Origin of the sequence: Paenibacillus tabacirhizosphaerae (assembly GCF_040812395.1) — a bacterium.
Classification (GTDB): domain Bacteria; phylum Bacillota; class Bacilli; order Paenibacillales; family NBRC-103111; genus Paenibacillus_E.
This window is the reverse complement of the sequence record NZ_JBFNXH010000014.1, coordinates 93,380-115,070: the sequence shown is the minus strand read 5'-3', so window position 1 is coordinate 115,070 and position 21,691 is coordinate 93,380. Positions and strand designations below refer to the sequence as shown.

The following is a 21,691-nucleotide window of genomic DNA, read 5'->3' as shown; positions in this document are numbered from 1 at the left end:
CTTTATCTACCCCTTCGCCTCATCTTGTTCCAGCAGTTCCAGAAAAGATAGTTCAATCGAATCAGCCAGCTCGGAAATCGTTTGTGACTCATACAAGCCTTTCACATTGAGCAGAATCGGATACGTTTCCTGAATCCGCGAGATAATCCGGATCATTGATAGCGAATCGGCTCCGAGCTCATAGAATGGAATATCTATACGGATCTCTTCCTGCGCCAATCCAAGCACTTCAACATGGAACTGGATCAGCCTTCTCTCAAGTGTCAGCCGGGGATCTTCGTCTTCCAAATCACAAATTGGCGTGGATACTCCCGACGTTGGCCGTAACGCAGTTTCCAGAGGCGAAGCGGAGATTTGAGAGGCTGTTTCCAAGCGTTGATGCTCGAGTCCATAATATTGACGTTCGAACGGATACGTAGGCAACGGCACCCGCCGCCGCTTCTCCAACAAGTAACGTGCTTGCCAATCGATCTCTGCACCATCCTCCCATAATGCAGCCAAGGTGTTCGTCCATGTGTGGCTATTAAAACAACTTAACACTGCTTTGTTCCTGGGGACATCCAAGTTCAACGGTGATCCGATAGCGATGGCCCGAATGCCTGGGTTCTGAAGCGCGTTCTGAAGCTCTATTAACTGCCAATCAACACCATTATTACGCAAAATTGAAGGGGATTGCGGCGAATCGGTCAGCTTTCTGTTCAGATAAGCAGTAAGGGGATGCGCTAAGCGAATGGCACCTGAAGCTGAATCATGCGTAGAGGTGGCGCTTATTTCGTGATGTCCCCTAGGGTCGACTACCAGTTGAAACGCCTCTTTCAAAGAGCAAATTCCTGCCATACAAGCCGCAGCATATTCGCCCTCCCCCTCTCCGCTAATGAAGTCAGGTTGCAATCCCAACTGGCTGAGCGTGAGAGCAAGACTATAAGAGGCTGCCAATGAAACAACCGCCATGGAGCGTCGGTCAAGCGTAAGCGGCCGATAATCGGGCTTGTCCGATGCCAGAGCAAAAAGAAGTTCGCTCAACCCCACGTCGCCAATTGATTCTGCTTTGCTTAACGTTTCGAGCCATATTTTACGAAAAATGGGCTCGGTCCGGGATAACTCCAGCAATCCTTCAAGGTTATCTTCCTTCAAGGCTAAGAGCAGCCATGCTGTCGGAGGATGCACCTCCGCTTCGCTTTCAGGCCATCTAGCCGTCTTGGAGGTTAGCAAGTGCACAGCTTCTGCAGCATCCCGGCAGACGAAAGTCCGACGAAATGCATAGCCTTTGCGCCCTACCTGCGTTGTGTAAGCGATTTCTTCCAATGCCTCCGGCTGTGGAAGATGAGATGATAGCTGTTCGGCGAGCCGCTCACAAGCTGCATCCAAAGCCTTCTCCGTTTTGCCGGAGACAAGCAAGGCATGCCACGGCCGAATGGCAATATCTCGTTTCATTGAAGGCGCTTCCTCCAACACGACGTGCGCATTGGTTGCGCCGATGCCGAAGGAGCTGACGCCCGCCCGCCTCGGTTGGCTATCGGCTGGCCAGTCGCTAAGCTCCGTTTGAACATAAAAGGGACTGTTCGCAAAATCAATCTGCGGATTCGCCACGCGATAATGCAGGGAAGGCGGAAGTTGGCGGTGGTACAGCGCTAACACCGTCTTAATCAGGCCGGCAACCCCAGCGGCACTGTCCAGATGGCCAATGCTGCTCTTGACCGAGCCTATTGCGCAATACCCGCTTCGATCCGTCCATTGCCGGAAGGCTCGGGTTAATCCGGCGATTTCGATCGGATCTCCCACGATCGTCGCCGTGCCGTGCGCTTCGACGTACGAAATGGTGTCCGGATGAACACTTGCGACTGCCAACGCGTCGGCGATGACTTCGGCCTGCCCTTCGGGGCTTGGTGCGGTAAATCCAGCCTTCAATCCGCCGTCGTTGTTGATCGCCGACCCGCGGATGACGGCATACACATGGTCTCCATCTGCTGCGGCCTGCTCCAGCCGTTTCAGAGCCACGACCCCGACGCCGTTCCCTGGTACTGTCCCCTGCGCTTCGCTGTCAAACGTGCGGCAAAAACCGTCCGGCGACATAATCATGCCATCCCGAAATCGATAACCCGTATAATTCGGGAACGAGACCGTGCTGCCACCCGCCAGCGCGATATCGCATTCCCCGCTGAGAAGCGACTGACAAGCCAGGTGGACCGCTACCAGCGACGTTGAGCATGCCGTCTGAACGGTTACGGCTGGACCTTTCAGGTTCAACTTGTACGCTACCCGGCTCGTCAAGAAATCCTTATCGTTGCCGAGAATTAGTGACGCCGCATCGTCCATCCGATGATAACTCTGGTGCAGAGCAATCTGGTTCAGTAAGTACGTGCTGATGGTGCAGCCGCCATACACACCGATTCGGCCCTTGTACGTATCGGGCACCCAGCCGGCCGTCTCCAATGCTTCGTACGAGCACTCAAGAAACAATCGCTGCTGAGGGTCAGTCCATTCCGCTTCGCGAGGGCTCATTCCAAAGAACGCGGCATCGAACAGTTCAGGTTCTTCCAACACCCCTTTTGCTTTGACATAGGAAGGATGGCTGAGTTCATCTTCCGGCAACCCGTTTTTCCTTAATTCCTCATCCGGGAAAAAGCGCACGCCATGCCTGCCTTGACTTAACAAATTCCAGAAGCTTTCCAGGTCTGGAGCGCCAGGGAATCGCCCGGACATGCCTATGACTGCGACCCCTTGCTCCCACAACGTATCTTCTTGCATGATCATTTTCCTCCTCCGCTAGTGTGCTTATGCTCTTGCATTGCTCCGGGATTCCCGCTGTTTTCTCATCAGCGCTTTTCGTCCTTCAGCGCGCTCTTCGGCGGCTGAAACCCGATCGCCGGCAGGAGGCTGCCCGAACAAACGATTTGCTAAAGATGCGATCGTCGGATACATGAAAAAGTCCGTCAACGAAAGATCCGCTTCCCGTTCCTTCCGAATGCTCTCTACCAACTGCGCTGCATGCAGCGAATGGCCTCCTAGTTCGAAAAAGTTATCGTGACGCCCGACTTCGCTGAGCCCTAATAGGTCTTTCCAAAGAGTCGACAAGATCCTCTCGCCTTCATTAAGGGGCACGGTATCTCGGGATTCCGGAACGATCGCCACTTCCGGGGAGGGCAGCGCCGCTTTATTAACTTTGCCGTTTGGCGTCATCGGCAGGCTTTCGAGTCTTATAAAATATGAAGGAACCATATACACGGGGAGCCGTCGTCTGATATATTCCCTGAGCTCACCTGCGGTGAGATCCTCATCCGATTCGTAATAAGCGGCCAAATAGGAATGGCCCCTTTCATCAGATCCGTCTACCACAACAATGGCGCGAATACGAGGATTGCGTGCTAACACTGCGGCAATCTCGCCTGGTTCAACCCGGTTGCCTCGGATTTTGACCTGGTCGTCCAGACGCCCTAGATACTCTATTGTTCCATCTGCCAAATAACAGGCGCGGTCACCGGTTCTGTACATCCGGGGTGCTTGACTGCCATCTTCCGCATCGATTAGAGGTTCCGGCAAAAACCGCTCCGCCGTCAGCTGCTGACGGTTGAAGTAGCCGCGGGCTACGCCCATGCCTGCGATGCACAGCTCTCCTGGTACGCCGATCGGCTGGAGCTCGCCGTAAGCATCGATAATATAAACACGCGTGTTGAGTATCGGGCTGCCGATCGTAATGCGCGAATCCGAGGTTACCTCCTTGACCGTGGACCAGACAGTCGTTTCCGTGGGTCCGTACATATTGAACAAGCGGGCTTGTGTTACTTCCCTTAGCTGCTGGAGCAAGGGCTCGGTCAGCCTTTCTCCACCGACCAGCACGCAGCGCATGGAAGCTAACGCCTCGGCCATCCGGCGATTGCCGAGCAGCATCCGCAATCGGGACGGAGTCGCTTGTAGCAGCTCCACTCGGTGCTGCAGACACAGTTTTGCAAGACGCTCCGCGTCGAGTTGCTCATCTTTCGTTGCGAGGACAACCGTGGAACCGAGCATGAGCGGAAGCAGCGTTTCGAGTACGAATATATCAAACGATACCGTCGTTAATGACAATACGGTGTTCATTTCGGCAAGCGGAATCTCTTCGATCATACCGAGGAGCAAATTTTGCACGGAACGATGTTCGATCATAACCCCCTTCGGCTTGCCAGTCGAACCTGAGGTATAAATGACATAGGCGAGATCATTCGGATGAACGGGCCGCGCACTCTGCCTTGACCCCAAGATTGAATGATCCAAACCAACGATTTCCTCAGACTGGCCTTTCTCTTCTCGGTCTAGCAGCACAGCCACCTTACCTTCTGTGCCCTTCCCGAGGTGAGTGTACTGAGTTAATACGACCCGGCAACTGCTGTCATCCAGCATCAGGCGAATACGCTCCTCCGGATAATCAGGATCAAGCGGAAGATAAGCCGCCCCTGCCTTATTAACAGCGAGTAGTCCCACAATAAGCTGAACAGAACGATCGGCGAGCAAAGCGACGACTTCGTCCCGCACAACCCCTTTTGTCCGCAGCTTGGCGGCAAGTCGGTCTGCCTTCCGGTTCAATTCGGCATAAGTGATTCGTTCCCCTCCGCAAACAAGGGCAATCCTCTCGGGCGTTCTCGCTGCCTGCTGCTCAAATAGTCCATGTAACGTTTGTTCTGTCTCGATGGGCGTCCGTTTGCTCAGGAATAACGCATTCAACTTTTGGAGTTCCGCTTCACCCATCAAGCTGATGCTGTGAAGCTCCCGCCCAGGACTCTTCACGATTTGCTGCAACAATTCCTTATAAAAGGCGGCCCACCGTTCTGCGGTATCCTGTGCAAAAAGCGCTGATGCGTATTCCAGATGGCAGGTCAAGCCATTTCCCTGTTCAATGATCGTGAGTGTAAGATCGAACTTGGCTATTGGGAATTCAAACGGATATGTAGTCAGATGAACGTCTTGCCAAGCGAGCTTCGGGGCCTCCGTATTTTGCAATATGAACATGGTATCGAACAGTGGATTGCGGCTCAAATCGCGGAGTGGCGCAACCCGTTCCACAAGCTCTTCGAAGGGATAGTCCTGATGCTCCAACGCTCCAAGTACCGTCTGCCTCACTTGCCGAAGATAACCTGCAAACGATTGTCCCCCCTCAGGATGCAAGCGCACGGGCAGCGTGTTCACGAACATGCCAATGAGATTCGCCGTATCTGCATGATTGCGCCCGGCAACCGGCGTTCCAACCATAATTTCATCCTGCCCGCTTAACTTGGCCAGCAGCAATCCATATGCCGCCAAGAGCAACGTGAACAGCGTAGTGTCCGTCAACCTGGCCAGTCTCTTGACTTCCTGCGTCAACTGGCCATCCAGTTCGAAATGCACGCGTCCTCCGACAAAATCTCGAAGCAACGGGCGCGGATGATCGAACGGCAGGTCCAGTACCGGGACCGATTTGCTAAATTGCTCCAGCCAGAACGCTTCCAACCGGCTGTGCGCCTCTGAACGCATATCCTGCTGCTGCCAGAACACAAAGTCTTTGTAGTGCAACTGCTGCTGCGGCAGCGGCATTCCCGCATAGAGCTGCGCCAATTCCTCCATTAACACAGCGAGCGACGTGCCGTCGGAAATGATATGATGCATATCGAATAGCACGAGATGGCGCTCAAACGCCCGCTTAATAAGAGCAACGCGCATCAGCGGTGCCTGGCTTAAATCAAAAGGCCGGATGAAAGCGCGGATGATTTCCTCTAAGCCCTCTCCTTGCGTCTCCTCTATATCGAAGTAAGCAAGCGAAAAGTCCACTTCCGTCTGCACCTGTTGTATCGGATTTCCATCCACGAATCCGAACTTGGTGCGCAGCATTTCGTGCCGGGTGATTAGCGCTCGCACGGCTTCTTCCAGCCTCGACCGATCGAGCGCGCCTTCCGCTTCGAGCACAGCTGGCATATTATAACTCAGCGCACCGCCTTTGAACTGCTGAAGCACATGAAGCCGCTTTTGCCCCGAGGATAGAGGGTAATAGTTTTGCTTTGGTGCGGGAAGAATGGGCTTATGCGCTTTAATCCCGGTCGATTGAACGAGTGGCGCCAAATTTTCGATCGTCAACAATCGGAACAGTTCGCCGAGTGATATTTCAACATGAAAAAGTTTATGAATACGAGACAACAATGTCATCGCCTTCAGGGAGTGACCGCCCAGTTCAAAGAAATTGTCGCGGATGCCCAATCTCTCTATGCCGAGAATTTCCTGCCACAGCTCAATGAGCAGTGACTCCGTCTCATTCCTGGGCGGGACGTACTCTTGCTGCAAACTTGCCATCCTGTCAGGTTGAGGCAATGATCGGCGATCTACCTTGCCGTTCGGCGTGAGAGGCAGCTCGTCGAGCTGCATGTAGAATGACGGCACCATATAACTGGGCAGCCGCTGCTCCAGAAAGCTCTTGACTTCCGCAACTTCCAAAGGTCGATGGGCCGTGTAATAGACGCACATCGCCCGAGCACCTGTACCGTCATCCAGATCGATTGTGACCGCTTGGGTCACGTCAGGATGGTTGACAACCCCACTATCGATCTCACCAAGCTCGATGCGGAAGCCCCGAATCTTCACCTGATGATCCTTACGCCCGAAAAATTCAATAAGCCCATCAGGCATCCATCGACCTAGATCGCCTGTCTTGTACAATCTCTGAACCTCTTGCGAGAACGGGTCATCTATGAACGCTGCGGCCGTGCGCTCTGGATCGTTTAAGTATCCACGGCCGACGCCGATTCCAGACACCCAGATCTCACCCTTTACCCCAATCGGACACAATTGACCCACTTCGTCAACGATATAGATGCGAAAGCCGGACAACGGTCGACCAATCGGGATCGTTTCTTGCGGAGGCGTTTCCCGCAAAATATGCAAGGTGATGTCATCCGACGCCTCAGTAGGTCCGTAAGCGTTTACAACAAGGATGTCCGGATACAGGGCGAACCAGCGTTTAAGCATATCCTGTTTTAACGCTTCCCCGGTCGGGATTAAATATCTTAGCTTGGACAAAGCACGGTGGCGACTCTCCAGCACTTCGAGCAGCACGGCCAAATAGGAAGGTACTACTTCCAGCACTGTGATTCCATCCTTAACCATCCGATCCAGAAACTCTTCCGAGCGCTGGAGCAGACTACTGCTGTATATGACCGTTTGACCGCCAGCACACATTCCGGCAAAAAATTGCCATACCGACACGTCAAAACAATGCGAAGCGTTCTGCGCAACCACACTGGACTCCGTCATATCGAGTTCCGCCGCCATTGCCGCCACATGGTTCATCATCCCCTTGTGCTCCAGCATAGCGCCCTTCGGACGGCCCGTGGAACCAGAAGTAAATAGGATATAAGCGAGGGAATCCAAACTTGGTACTCGGTTGAGGTTTTCAGCGGAGCGGGATTGTAACTCCGCATCGATTTCCTCCTGCACCAGCATCGTTATGTCTGTTAGAAGTTCACTGAGCTCTTCGCTTTTTTGCTCAGCGCCAATCAGCAGCAGCTTCACGCCCGCATCGCGGAGAATAACGATTGCCCGCTCAATTGGAGCGTCAGGATCAAGCGGAATATACGCACCGCCTGCCTTCCAGATACCTAAGATACTAGCCACCATTTGGATGGAACGGGGCATCAAAATACCGATCCTGTCCTCTGGCTCTAGCCCCTGCTCCAAGAGCAGTCTGGCTAGTCGATTGGCTTGGGCGTTCAATTCACCAAAGCTCCATGCTTCGTCTTCGTGGACAATTGCGATTCGATCCGGCCTCAGCTTCGCATGTTCTTCAATTCGCTCGAACACCGTCACAACAGGCGGTTCGCCCTCAGATTTACTGTTGAATTCGCCTAGAATGAGGTTCGTTTCCTCAGCGGAAATCATGGTCAGTTGCCTTAACGGAAGATCAGGCTGTGTCAAAGCACTCTGCATCAAACTGATCAAGTGGCTGTTAAAACGGGTTATTTCTTCATTGGTAAACCGTGAGGCGGAATAATGGAAGTGTATAAACATATCCTCTGTATGTACGTAATCATCGACAAAGATCGTCAATTCATTTCCCTGATGCCAGCTCGCGCCTCGTTCAACATGGTATTGAACAGGACCGTCAGGCAATGGGCTTTGCCATTCAATGGGGAGGTAATTCATGAACACTTCCAGAGGTTGATCGGAGATGCCGAACGACTCCCGCAGAGCAGGTACAACGAGGTTGTACGGATATTTCTGATGGCGAAAGATCTCATTCTGTTTACGCTTAACGAGTTGGATAAAATCGAGGAATGGGTCGGACTTATCGACGCTAATTCGAAAGGGAGTCGTGCTTACGAGCATGCCAACGATGCTTTTGGTTTCCCGGGAAGTTCGATTGCTCGAAAAGGTTCCCAGAAGCACCTCATCTTCGCCCGTTATGCGGGAGAACCAGATGGAGAGAATGGCCATGAACAGGACAGACGGTGAGACGCCTTGATCTCTACTGAATTCATAAAGCTTATTACGCAGTTCCGGTCCCACAGCAAAGTGGTTATTGCCGGCCTCCAGACCATCTTCCCCGTACAATTTTGGTTTCAATCGGCTGGTGGGTGGCATCGTCATAAATTGATCCTGCCAGTATTGGCGGTCCTTTACGAAACGGGGGCTTTCCATGTAAGTAGTTTCGCTGCGAACTTGTTCCAAGAAGGAAGGCGCGGGTTCCAAATCGGGAATGGCGTAACCGAGGGATTGTAGATACAAATGCTGCAACTCATCGCCGAGAATCGTGAGGGATAGTCCGTCGATGATGATGTGATGAGCGCATATCATTACTCGCGCTTCGTTCTCAGCCACCCGCAGCACGATAATGCGGATTAACATCCGGCTCGTTAACGAAATCGGCTGCTTTTCCTGTTGGTGCAATACTTCCTTCCATTCTTCCACACTTGCATCCCGGTAGTCGAAAGTTTCGATCGGAAATGAATCCAGAGAAAAGATGCCCATGGTCGGCTCCTCGTCACCTTCAGGCAGCACTAGCCTCATGCGCAAGGCATCGTGTCGAGCCACTAATTGTTGAATCGATTCTACCATCTTGCTCTGATCGATCAAACCGCGGAATACGAGAATTGTACTCAGCAAATGCAACGTCGTGTCAGCATGCATGAATTCCCCATACCAAATTCGCTTCTGCGCATGTGTCATGGGAAATAAGTGATCTGCACGATTCGAATCCGCAGATTGCATAAAATAATTGTCCTCCCATCTTTCCTAAAAATGGTATTTAATAGAATTATAATCCAATAATATAATAAATGCACATTTTTATCTAGGTGACTTTTATTAAGTTTTTACCTTCCCCGCTTCAAAACCTTGCAAAAAAACAACGCCCCAGCCTTAAACTAGGTTGGGGCTTCTGTTGTTCTTAGAACGTTTTGGCTAATTCACGCGCCTTAACGATTGCTTTCTCTTTTATTTCTGCAGCCTTCTCAGGGAACTGATTATGCCCTTCTACAAAAAGCCCTTCCGTTGACGGAATTCCGAAGAAGTTCATAATGATGCTGATATAGCGATGTCCTGACTCTATCTCAGCAGCAGGGCCTTCAGAGTATACGCCTCCTCGGGCCTGTATGTGCAAAGCTTTTTTACCCGTTAACAACCCAACAGGCCCACTCTCCGTGTATTTAAACGTTTTCCCCGCAACGCAGAGCGCGTCAAGGTATGCTTTCATGATCGGAGGGAAGGAAAAGTTCCACATGGGAGTTACGAATATATATTTGTCAGCTGCAATAAATTGTTCAGTTAGTTCGCCGAGTCTCCCCACTTTTTTCTGCTCGTCTTGGGTTAATGATGCGAAATCTGATCCACTTCGGAGTTTCCCCCACCCACTGAACACATCAGCATCAATATGTGGAATGTAGAGGTTGTACAGGTCGAGACGAATGATCTCATCATTTGGATTAGCCTCTCGGTAAGCATCAATAAATTCCTTGCCGACTGCCATGCTATAGGACGATTGATGGTCATGAGGATGAGCAGTAATATAAAGGACGCTTGTCATTGGAATGCCCCTCTCGAATTGAACTTTTATTTGACAGACGAAATATAGCATTTCCATTCGGTGGAGAAAGATGTATTCTTCTCACGAATATCTTTTCAAATCGATGACGTTCAGCTGATCGGCTAACCCGGATTCATTTGTTTGCAACCTTGATGAATTTCCGCAATATCTATGATGAAGTTTTTCTTAACGGTAAATTGGATAATCGAGTGCTGTATATCAGGTACCACAATAGGTTCGGTACGGACGAGTCGAATGCTCAGGAAGTGTTGAGTAATCTGCCTGTTCAGAGGAGTGCGCGAAGGGGCTTGAAAGAACATCAAGAAGCCGTTCCATCACGCTGTAATCTCCATGATCCACCGCGCTTTCTAATGCCTCTTCAACCCGATGGTTACGTGGGATTATGGCGGGATTGCTGTTGCGCATTAACTGATGCGAGGAGGCTATTGATTCTTGCTGTCTACTGAGTCTTGCCTGCCATAGCTCATGCCATTGATCAAATTCCGCGGTGCCAAACAGGACTGTATCTTCATGCTTACCAAAAGTTAATGAAAGGAAGGTATTGGTATAGTCCGCACGATACTTCTGCATCATACTAAGCAGGTCGTTAATAAGAGATTCATCCAATGGTTCTTCGTTAAAAATTCCCAGTTTTGCCCTCATACCCGCGAACCATTTACGGTGATAGAACTCGGAAAAACTTGCAATTGCATCCTCGGCCAATTTGACAGCCTGCGCCTCGTCGTCATGTAGCAACGGTAATAGGGTTTCAGCAAATCTAGCTAGATTCCATGCAGCAATATATGGCTGATTGCCATAAGCATAGCGGCCCTGCTTGTCAATGGAACTGAATACGGTTGCCGGATCATAGGCATCCATGAAAGCGCATGGACCATAATCAATCGTTTCTCCGCTAATCGCCATATTGTCAGTATTCATAACACCGTGAATAAAGCCAACAAGCTGCCATTTGGCGATCAGATCAGCCTGACGCTTGATTACTTCTTGAAGCAGGGCAAGATATCGGTTCCCATCAGCACTAATTTCCGGAAAATGCCTTTGCAAAGTATAGTCAGTCAAGGCTCGAAGATCCTCGGCAGAACCATACTGAGAGGCATATTGAAAGGTGCCGACGCGCAGATGACTGGCAGCTACACGGGTAAGAATTGCACCGGGATGCTCAGTTTCCCGGAATACGGAATCACCAGTTGTTACCACCGCTAGGCTGCGTGTCGTAGCAATGCCAAGGGCATGCATGGCTTCGCTGATGATGTATTCACGCAGCATCGGTCCAAGTGCCGCGCGACCATCGCCCCCGCGGGAGTAAGGCGTCCTGCCGGAACCCTTAAGCTGAATATCAACCCGTATGCCTTGGGGAGTGAGCTGTTCGCCAAGCAGAAGGGCACGGCCGTCCCCTAACCGGTTAAAATGCCCAAATTGATGACCCGCATAAGCTTGAGCAAGAGGTAGAGCGCCCTCAGGAATCCGGTTGCCTGCAAGCTCCGCTGTACCCTCAACGCTCTGCAACGCTTGGCCGTTTAACCCCAGGGAGGTTGCCAACTGTTCATTAAAAATGATTAACTTCGGCGAATATGCAGGGGCAGGATTCAGTCTGGTAAAAAATGTATGAGGCAGACGAGCATAAGTGTTGTCGAAGTTCCATCCTGGTTGAAAGATTTTTGTTTTCTCAGTCATCGTATCTCCTGTTTCATTTGTTATTTAAAATCTTCGTTTTTTCTTTTTCCTAAATCCAAGTTATTATACCCTGGTAGCACCATTCAACGCAGCAGCGATGCAGTCCCCTTACCAGCAGGCTCTAGCCTGCACGGATGGATCGCGGGAGAATTCTAATGAGATACGCTTATCGGTGCCCACGGAAGGTGCGGCGCAAGTCGTCAACCCAATTATGCGGAATTTCCCAGGGTATGAAGTGGCCGCCGCGCTCGTGAACGGTGATATTGACATGGTTGTACCAGGGCGCGCGGTCGCTGTCGAGAAAGCTTTGAACGCGCTTTTCAGTCGTAATGCCCGGAGGATTCTCATAACCCACGAAAGTTATGCCGGTGGGTGCTTCTATAACCGGCCATCGATCGTGAAAAGGTGTCCACGGATAACGGTTAGCGTTCGCGTAGACGCGCATCGAGGTTTCGATAGCGTTATTCACCCAAAAAATGGTCGCATGGGTGAGAATATCATCCTTCGAAAAGACATTTTCGATGTTACCTTCATTGTCGCTCCATCTTGCCCATCGTTCAAGGATCCATGCAAGCATGCCAACTGGCGAGTCGCTCAGCCCATAGGCGAGCGTGCTCGGATCAAGCACGTGCACGGCGAGATGCGAAGCAAAACGGCGATCGAACTTCAAGATCTCGGCCCGGATGTTCTCAGGGGTATTGTCAGGAATGGGCCGCCCGCCAGAGAGATCCCATGCGCGATCACCGGTGAATAAGCTCAGTTTTTGTGCAGATCCGATGTGAATCGCCTGGAGTTCGCTGCTATATTTGTGTCCGAGTTGTCCGGTCACGAGGGCGCCAACATCGCAGCCCCCTGCGGCGTACTTCTCATAACCAAGGATATCGGTCATGAGTACGTGCCAGAGATCGGCAACCTTCCAGAAGTTCATGTCCGGGTTGTTCGGGAGAGGCGTCGAGAAACCGAATCCAGGGAGAGAGGGTACAATGACGTCAAAGGCATCTTCGGGATCGCCGCCGAATGCGCCGGGGTTCGCAAGCGGATCGATGACCTTGGACCAATGCCAGAACGTCCACGGCCAGCCGTGCGTCAGAATCAGCGGGATAGGGTTCGGGCCAATACCCGGTTTGCGCATAAAGTGTACAGGAACTCCGTCAACGTTTACTTTGTAGTGTTCATAAACATTGATCGCTGCTTCGGATTTGGGCCAGTCAAATTCGTTGATCCAGTAGTCAACAAGTCCCTCCAGATAGCTCCGGCTAACGCCGTAATACCAGTCGTCATTTCCAGCATCAAGGGGCCATCTGGTGGATTCCAGTCGGCTTCTGAGATCATCGAGCAGATCGTCTGGAACACAAATAGAAATTGGTTCAAGTGCGAAAAAAGAGTCTTTCATAAGTTCTCCTCCTTGGACGATTAGAATGTACTCAAGGCTCTAAATCATGGCCTATTTTTGCGAATAAATGTGCACTCTTCCTTTCTTCAAATTCATTTTCTTCGTGTTTCATCCGCACTGGGGCGTGGAGTTGGCGCAGTCTTGACTATGCGTTTCCAATCTCCGCCAGACGTGTCAATGCAGGCAGTGCAGAAGCTATTGAATGTCTTTCCTCTGGGGAAAGGCCTTCAATAAATTTCGCGATCTGTATAATCCGATCAGATCGGCGTGACTCGATGACTTTCACGCCTAGCGATGTGATGTGTACGAGCACCACACGACCATCGCTCGGATCTGACCTGCGCTCAACCAACCCATCGCGCTCGAGCCGAGTCACCAACTGCGTGATTGCAGATTGTGTTACTTGTTCAGTCGCTATCAACTCATTCAGCCTCAAGGGACTTTTAAGAGACAGCGTGTGCAACACGGACAACGTGGTGAAACTTAGCTTTTCAATGGACGGCAACCGAATGAAAATCCTCGTTAAGTTTTCGATTGCGATAGCAAAGTCGCTAACATTCAGTTCAGTAAAGTTAGTTTTAGGTTCCATGGATTTAATTATATCAATAACTTATATAAGTGTCTAATGTAATTAAGTCGGGATATGTTCAATCTTTTCGGGATTCTCCGGAAGGCCACAGAAATAAATAGAACCATCCGCTAATTGGATGGTTCTTAGAACTTGTACCCAGATTATTTTTCGTAAGTGACTACAGATTGTGTTTCAGACTCCCGGTTAACAGCTGCTTTCAAGGCTTCACTTACAAACTGAACCGGTACAACCGTGCTGCCGTTCTCAATAGCCTCAAGCTCAGCTTTCATTTCAACAGTAAGGCGGGTATCGGATGTGACATTCTCTTCCAAATCAGCCTTTACTTTGAGATTTACATTCACTTTCACATGATCCGAATTTCCCTCATGCGCATTATTTGTTTCCGATTTTACTAATGCCGATCCTGCCATAAGGCCCGTTGCCAGGCTGTCTATCCAATTATCCTTCCGTATTCACATTCTCCTCTCGGGACATCGACGATGCTCTCCTGCCAGTCGACAATGATTTCGCTTGTTCCGCTTTCGGGTGCCGTAAAGCAATGAACATCTCCTCCCTCCCAAATCACATTGCTTATTCGATCTTTTTTAAAAAATTTAAAGGCTACCTGATGCCCAGACGGCACACTTACGTCATAGTACCAAGTAGGATAAAGATACACGACCTTATTAAAAAATGGACCAATGCCCCGGTCGGGATTCCACTCGCCTAACTCAAACAGATTGCCTGACAAATAGATATCCATACCGTAATCAGTCATGGCATGTCTAACCACAAACCGAACTGTCACAGGAACATCCGTCAGCACTTCCAAGTCCGTTAACTTATTGCTGCTTTGTCCATCAAACGTTATTGCTTGCAGGGGATGATATCCCGGCGCTAAATGCGGGCTCTTCACTTCAATACGATCGGCGTGCCAAGAAACGATTTCCGCAGGCTGTCCGCTGATTTCGAGCTTGCCTGGGACATTTCCTAATCCGTGTCCCTGAATGATGAGCAGCTGATCAGGAACAGTCATTCTGGGCATAAAACCAAATATTGAAGGAGCCGCTTGGCACGATGTATACGAATAAACAGAAACAGTCAGAGGCGGCAAGGAAACTGCGCAAACGTTTCCACATGAATCCACACGAATGCTTTCAGAATCAAACTGCTCCTGTAACACGCTGTAGTAATGTCCCTGAGGCAAAGCACTCCTCCATGGTTCGCACTCTGCCTTGGATTCGCCAAGATTGACCATGACAAGAAGTACATCCGAAGCCTGTTTCCGTTCATAAACGATCACCTTCCCGCTGCTAAACAAGATATTCGTATTTCCGTAAGTAGCTGCCCTATTATCGCTCCTTAAATGATTCAGTTTGGATATCACTTGGTAGGCCGTGGTCGTTCGGTCGAACGAGCTCATCAGCTTACGGTTATCGGGATCAACCTCGCCTGTCATGTATTGCTCCGTTCCATAATATATTAATGGGATCCCTTCGGATGTAAGCAGCAAAGCAAGAGCTATGTCAGTGCGGCGTGTATTTGCATGTTCCTTTGTCAATCTTCCCATATCGTGGTTGTCTAAAAAAATCACTTGATCCTGAGACCATTTGTAGTGCTCTTTGCTTTCTTCCAACCTGTCGATGAATTGGCCAAATTCAGCATTGCCATGTAGCATATTCCGCAACGCATGGCAGATTGTAAAGTTTAACAAGCTCATACCGCTTGTATTCGCGAAATCGGCATTTGTTTTGCAGCTTTCATGTTCGAGTAGAAACCACTCGCCAAAAATAAAAACAGGCTTGATGCCATATATGAAACCGGCAAACGATTTCAACCATCCCGGCGGCACATGCTTAGCTGCATCCATTCGTATTCCGTCCACTCCTCGATCCAGCCAAAATTGGATGCCTTCACGGAGTATCCGGTCGATGGCCGGATTCATGTGATCGAAGCTAGCAAGATCGTATAGATTGCGGTACAAAGAGTTCTCGTAGCTCAAGAAATCCGTACCGCCGTTATGGAGAAAAATACGTTCCACATCTCGCGAATAGGAGGATATCCATTTCCCATCATGATACAAAACGCCATTCTCTACATAATTCGGTTTCGTCTCCAAAGCCGGGGAAGTGTGATTAGGCGTAAAATCAATATATACGTTTAGGTGATGCGCATGGGCAACTTGAATGAGTTCATCGAACTTTTCAAGAGACCCGAAAAATCGGTTCGGCCTTAGAAAGTCTCTCGGCCAGTAGCCATGATAAGAGGTCGTGCCATGCTCATCATCCAAGCAACGATAAACATTTTCAACGGGCTGAGAGATCAATAAAGCCTGGATACCTAATTCTGTTAGATAACCGTCTTTTATTTTCTGGATAATGCCTTCCCAATTTCCGCCTAAGTATTTGTGTAGATGCGAACCGTCTTCGCTGATTAAATCGTCCGTTGGGATGAGGTCATGATCCCCATTGTAGAAACGATCGGTGACGATTTGATAGATGCTTCTTGAATTCACCATGCTATCCTCCTATGAGAGATGAGAAACTGAGAATAGAATATGAACCGGATCGTTCCGGCGGGGTCAGCAGCTGCAACGATCCGGTATGAGTCTTCGATATTTCAACGTCAACCTCAAGTTGACTAATGGTAGTGCTGTGCAAACGTTTCTATTTCGTTGATCAAAAAATTCTCTCGTTATAGCCCAGCAGACGTCTTCTTCTCGAATTCGCCCGTTCAATAATAGGTGCCGGCACTTGATAAACCGCATTATTGTCGTGAGACATATGCGACACAATAAATTTCTTTCGGTAGATAACTTGTTGAACATAACGCGGCGTATCGCTCAGATTGGGAGCGCCCCTATGCCACACTTGGCTGTTGAAGATGAGGCAATCTCCTGCCCTGGCCAAAATGGACACCGGCTCCTGTCCTTTGTACGGCGGAATGTCTTCGGTGAACTTCAAGTTTACGCCTGCGCGATGCGATCCTGGAACCACCTGAGTCGGCCCTAGTTCTTCCGTAATACCGTCCAAATAGTATAAAGCGTTCACCAAATAGACGGGCAGCCGTATCTGAGGATCGATTTCTATTCCATCCGGAAGCGGAAAGAACAACGCCTCGTCCACATGCCACTTGCTAACCCCATTGTTTTTCGTTGTCCGCATCCCGTTCATGCTGCTGAGTTGGCATTCTGGCCCCAAAATTTCCTCAATAAAATCAATAATTGCCGGATGATCGACGAGGTGTTCAAATATCTCGCCTTTCTCGAACATCGGTCCCTGAAGCATGACTTGATCGCCTTTTCTCTCAAAAGTGTGCTGGATCCCCTCTTTAACTTGCGTAATTTGCTGCGCGTCCAGTACGTTCCGAAACAACACATAACCGTCACGGTGAAGCTGATCTAATTCTTTCGAAAAATGCCCAAGCGTCGTTTGCATGCCATCCACCTCTTATTTGTAAATTGGATTTCTTATTTTTTTCATGCGGGTATTCGTTAGCGACTCTGCCGTAATGACGATCTTTTGCGGGATTTTGTAAGCAGGCAGCTTATCTTGGCAAAATTCCCAGATGTGACGACGAAGCTCGCTTAAGCTCATTTCCCGGCGAAGTCTGACCGTGGCCTTCACGAGTTGGCCAGAAACGCCGCTTGATTCTCCGTTAACCATTACCTCTTTGATGATGTCGATCATTTGAAGTACATTTTCAACTTCCGCCGGATAGACCTTCTCGCCTCCAACGTTGACAACATCTGACCGGCGTCCGAGTATGCGTAAATAGTCTCCTTCAATTTCGGCCTCATCACCCGTACGAAGCCACCCGTCTTCCGTAAACGGATCAGGCGCGTTCAAATATCCCACCATGACGGTGAGAGCTTTCACCTCAAGCATCCCGTCAACGATCCGGTAACGGGCTCCATCTCCCTTAAGCGAGAAAAGCAGCGAATCCGAACCTTTGGATTTTGTTGTCAGAATTCCCAATTCTGACATCCCGTAGGCTTGAACCATCCGTACATGCGGAAATTTTTCATTCCATGCGGCTAGCGTATTGACCGGCATGACCTCGGAACCGTATGAAACAATTTTCAAACTGGATAAATCGAACTCCTTATAAACGCCGCTAAGCAACAGCAAATTCAAAAATGTTGGCGACACAGGCAGCGCTTCAACATGATACTTCTCGATAGTCCGGCATACCTCGGCAGGTGAACGGTCTTGCAAGATACAGAGGCTTCCGCCGTTTGCCAGCGTTTGAAGGAGTGTATTCATGCCGCCAATATGATCGAACATCATGAAGGGAATTGTTCGCAGTGCCCGGCCCTCATTCAAATATTTTAATAACAACCGATCCAGGCGGTGAACGGCAGCCTTACTCTTGCCTGTTGAGCCCGAAGAGAAAACAACCATTCCAGGCATTTCCTCCCCAAGCAGGGAGACAAGATGATGATGACCGACCTCTCTCCGGCCGCACGATTGGACTTCGAGCCCTTCCTCCGCCGTCCGAATTCTTACTTGCACTTCGGCAATATCCAGGTATTCGGCCATCTTGGCTGCGACAAGCTTCCTATCCAGCGGGACAACGATACAATTCAGTTCGAATAAGGCGATCATGGCTGCGATCGCATAAGGAGAATAATCTTCCTCTAGCGAGACGACACTTCGCTCGATACCTTGCCCCCGCATCCGACTTTTCATGTGGTCGATACACGCTAGCAGCCAACCATATGTGTACTTGGTGTCGCGCCATACAAATGCCGTTCGGGATGCATACAGCTCGAACCGTTCCAAGAGAAAACTTCGCGACATGATTCCCCTCCTTATGCGGCTTCATGCAGTTGAGAGAGCAGATAACCGACGAAACTGCCTACCGTCCGGTACGGACTATCCGGCATGGCCGCCAGCGGCGTTTCCGACAGGGCAAGTTCGATTTCGAGTTCTTCTGCAATGTTCTGCTCTACGGATGCTAATAAAGTAACGAGACCAAGCGAGTCCAAATCCCCATTGCGCCCATAGAGCGGCGCCTGAAGCCCAAGCTCGACTGAAATCTTGCCGTTATGATACTGATTAATTTCCTTGCAACTGTCCAGCACGATACGCTCCACCGCTTTCCGACGAGCGGAATCCTTGCCTTCCTCCTGATTTGCTTGTTTGCCGAAAAGGCCGCAGTTCCGATGCTCAGACCAAAGCTTTTCGTACAGGTGAAGCTCGCGTAAACTTAACTTCTCAATGAACTCACTCATCATGTTTTGCCATTCCCCGCTCTTACGCGCCGCTGCTTTCCCTTGCACCATTTTATGCGCCTGCTCCCACTCCCTTAAAATCGCATGGAATTCGGCAGCATGTGTAGTGTAGGAAGATCCGAATCGGTCAGCCATCTCCTGAAGCAAATCCCGGAAAAAATATCGACTCCAACGCATGTCAAACAGAAAACCGGAAATTTGGTTCAGCGCGTAATCGCTGTTATCCGTTCCGAGATGCAGCTGCTTAAGAAGCTGAAGGGTTACAGCATGCCCGAAATAGTACGTCCGCTCTCCATCCCGAATCGCTTGAGCAGACAGAAATTCATAGGCCGTAGTGGCTAGCGTACGCAGAAACATTTCCTTGAGAATTGGAGGGGTCAGTTTCTCTTCAGACGCAATATCAATCGTGCAATACGTATGGAGCTCTTCTTTTCGTTTGGCCGTCGCCAATTCAGGGATACACTTGTTTCCTTTCCAGAAATCGTTAAAGGCTTTCCGTGATATTGGACCCGCATAGCGAGAAGGAACGGGGTCGTAAATGAATAACTTGTCGTTATGGATACCGTATACGGCGAGCCAGTGATCGACCAAGTAGAGCCGCGAATTCGGCTCGATCAGCTTTTCGATGTACTTGGGATTGAGATAATCTTCGCTATTGGGGAGAAAATAACTTGTTCCCGTTGCGAGGAATAGTTCACCTTCGCTGATGCGCTGCTGGATTTGTTTCAAACCCTCCTCCAAGTCCGAGAACTCTCTCTTCCCATTCATCTTCCAGACCGCTTGGGCGTAATCCAGTTTATTGAAGTATGTTTTGATAAGTCCTGAGTCTGAGCAAGATGGCAATCCGTACAGACGGGAATTAGCCAAAAGACTAAGACTGCTCTCCGAACCCTGCCTCGTTAATACTTCATGGATCAAGGGCAGATTGCACGGGTAATAATAAGGAATTTCCAACAACGGTTCAAAAGGTTGGATCTGCATGAGTCCTCCTGTCTGTCTTTTGCGAAGAAGCGTCGTCCCAACGTTCGACTTTGTAATGGAGAACTAAATCTTTATCAGCCCGAAAGTATCGATTAAGATTTACGTTCCCTGCCGCATCCAACTCGAATTTGCGGAAACCTTTCGTAAAGCGGAAGCGAAAGCCGCAATCTCTCGGAACGAGGAAACAGCCTGAATAACCATTCCCTCCCTGATACATCAGTTTCATGCCCATACCGCCATATATGTACTTAACCGGCGTCGAGTCATACGGCACCTCTACGTTCATACAGACCGTAACGTATTTTGGCAATTCCTGCACTACAGTGAAGGTTCTCGAAGCCTTCAGGCCGTCGGCGAACAGCGTCACCATAGTCGTACCGGTTCTCTTTGGCACAAGCGTGCCGTCCGGCAGCACCTCCAGCACGTCAGGATTCTCCACGTAATACGTTCCTTTTAGTTCGGTCATGGCAAATCCGCTATCGTAGCGAATAACAGCATTGATTTGGCATGTACGCTCTGTTCGTCCGACAATACCTCTGCCAATAAGCTCTAGGGAAACAGCCTTTCCTGGCCTTCCGAACATGTAAAGAAGCGGGATATGAACCCTTTTTCCCCAGTCTGCTTCTTGATGCGCCGCATCGGGCTGCTCCAGATAAGCAATTTCATCTCCATAGCGAAAACCAGCCTCTACCAGTTCACTCACGACTTTCCGAATATGGCGAGGGAGAAACAATCCTTCCGCGTCCCCGATATCCATCCATATTTTGAGCGGCGGCTTGTGCTTGCCGTCGAACGGGCGATAAAGCATCTCTTCTCGCAGCTTCCCCTCAAACGTATCATCCAGATGCGCCTTAATGAAATAAGGAGACAGCATGATCAACTTTCCGAATACATCTGAGCGGCGAAACCCGGTATGATACGTTGATAATCCGCCTGCGGACGAACCTATCAGTCCTGTATTTTCCTGATCCTGCATCGTTCGGAAACGAGCGTCCACATATGGTTTTAAATCATGAATAATAAAATCCTCATAATCCAGACCCGAGCATCGAATATTTGCCGCTTCCTCGACCGGAGCGGAGTAATGATAATATTCGTTAGACTCGACAGGCCTGACGTGGGCGATCGCAACGATGATGATTTCGTCCATCAAATCTTCTTTGATTAATCGGTCTGCTGCTTGATGAATGTTCCAGGACTCTGAACCGGGACTCACGGGCTCGAAGGCGCGTTGCCCGGCGTGCATATACAGAACGGGATAGTGCTTTGCAGTATTTCTTTTATAACTAGGCGGCAAATACACGAATATTTTTCTTTCGTTGTTTAGTTTGTGTGCGTGAAAACCATCGATGGTCACAATGCTAGAATGGTCGTGAACGGACAACAATGACGGCTCCTTTCCCAAACTTTCCAATTGGGTCATTCTTTTTAAATCCCCTCTGCTTCTACAGCCTCCCACCTCCCACGCATTCGATGCGGAGCTGCCCTCTCGTTCGAAAGAACGCAAAACAACCCCATCGCTCTTTATTAGAGACGGGGTTGTTTTAAAACATCAGCATGTTTTAAAAGGCATTGCCCTCAAACTGTAGGTCTAATTCCCAGTTAATGCCATCGCATGAACTAGTTACATCTTATTACCAGAATGTTCTATTTATGATCTCTTGCGTCGCATTAATTTTCAAATGCTGTGAGATTTCGCCTCCGCAAGCTTCGCAAGTAAACGGAGGAGGTACTGCCGGATCGCCAATTCTCCATGCACAGCGATATACACGGAACTATGATGCCTTATTCCATGGT

Annotated in this window: 12 protein-coding genes; all 12 read right to left on the bottom strand. The window is 49.7% G+C overall.

Annotation, left to right across the window (positions count from 1 at the left end; genetic code table 11):
- Window positions 1–6: 6 nt before the first annotated feature.
- The gene (locus ABRS97_RS21515; protein WP_367817394.1) at window positions 7–2,748 is read right to left on the bottom strand and encodes a beta-ketoacyl synthase N-terminal-like domain-containing protein; all 2,742 of its coding nucleotides are present in this window, start codon (window positions 2,746–2,748) and stop codon (window positions 7–9) included.
- A gap of 27 nt (window positions 2,749–2,775) precedes the next feature.
- Complete coding sequence (locus ABRS97_RS21510) at window positions 2,776–9,204, bottom strand: amino acid adenylation domain-containing protein (protein WP_367817392.1); 6,429 nt, start codon at window positions 9,202–9,204, stop codon at window positions 2,776–2,778.
- A gap of 178 nt (window positions 9,205–9,382) precedes the next feature.
- On the bottom strand, window positions 9,383–10,018 hold the full coding sequence (locus tag ABRS97_RS21505; protein WP_367817390.1) for an FMN-dependent NADH-azoreductase: 636 nt from the start codon (window positions 10,016–10,018) through the stop codon (window positions 9,383–9,385).
- Window positions 10,019–10,237: 219 nt separating this feature from the next.
- A complete protein-coding gene (locus tag ABRS97_RS21500) occupies window positions 10,238–11,713 on the bottom strand; it encodes a protein adenylyltransferase SelO (RefSeq protein ID WP_367817389.1) in 1,476 nt (491 codons plus the stop codon).
- 166 nt (window positions 11,714–11,879) lie between these two features.
- Window positions 11,880–13,106, bottom strand: a complete 1,227-nt coding sequence (locus tag ABRS97_RS21495; RefSeq protein ID WP_367817388.1) for an epoxide hydrolase family protein — start codon at window positions 13,104–13,106, stop codon at window positions 11,880–11,882.
- Between the two features lie 145 nt (window positions 13,107–13,251).
- Complete coding sequence (locus tag ABRS97_RS21490; RefSeq protein WP_367859132.1) at window positions 13,252–13,611, bottom strand: MarR family winged helix-turn-helix transcriptional regulator; 360 nt, start codon at window positions 13,609–13,611, stop codon at window positions 13,252–13,254.
- Window positions 13,612–13,838: 227 nt separating this feature from the next.
- Window positions 13,839–14,045, bottom strand: a complete 207-nt coding sequence (locus tag ABRS97_RS21485) for a stalk domain-containing protein (protein WP_367817385.1) — start codon at window positions 14,043–14,045, stop codon at window positions 13,839–13,841.
- 83 nt (window positions 14,046–14,128) lie between these two features.
- Window positions 14,129–16,195 carry an alpha-amylase family glycosyl hydrolase gene (locus ABRS97_RS21480; RefSeq protein ID WP_367817384.1) on the bottom strand — a complete coding sequence of 689 codons (2,067 nt, stop codon included), beginning with the start codon at window positions 16,193–16,195 and terminating at the stop codon, window positions 14,129–14,131.
- 160 nt (window positions 16,196–16,355) lie between these two features.
- Window positions 16,356–17,114 (bottom strand): phytanoyl-CoA dioxygenase family protein, encoded by a 759-nt coding sequence (locus tag ABRS97_RS21475; RefSeq protein ID WP_367817382.1) that lies wholly within the window; start codon window positions 17,112–17,114, stop codon window positions 16,356–16,358.
- Window positions 17,115–17,126: 12 nt separating this feature from the next.
- The gene (locus ABRS97_RS21470) at window positions 17,127–18,479 is read right to left on the bottom strand and encodes an ANL family adenylate-forming protein (RefSeq protein ID WP_367817381.1); all 1,353 of its coding nucleotides are present in this window, start codon (window positions 18,477–18,479) and stop codon (window positions 17,127–17,129) included.
- Window positions 18,480–18,490: 11 nt separating this feature from the next.
- Window positions 18,491–19,894 carry a hypothetical protein gene (locus ABRS97_RS21465; protein WP_367817379.1) on the bottom strand — a complete coding sequence of 468 codons (1,404 nt, stop codon included), beginning with the start codon at window positions 19,892–19,894 and terminating at the stop codon, window positions 18,491–18,493.
- Window positions 19,875–21,317 carry an alpha/beta hydrolase gene (locus tag ABRS97_RS21460; protein WP_367817377.1) on the bottom strand — a complete coding sequence of 481 codons (1,443 nt, stop codon included), beginning with the start codon at window positions 21,315–21,317 and terminating at the stop codon, window positions 19,875–19,877. Before ABRS97_RS21460 ends, ABRS97_RS21465 begins: the two co-directional genes overlap by 20 nt.
- Between the last annotated feature and the right edge of the window lie 374 nt (window positions 21,318–21,691).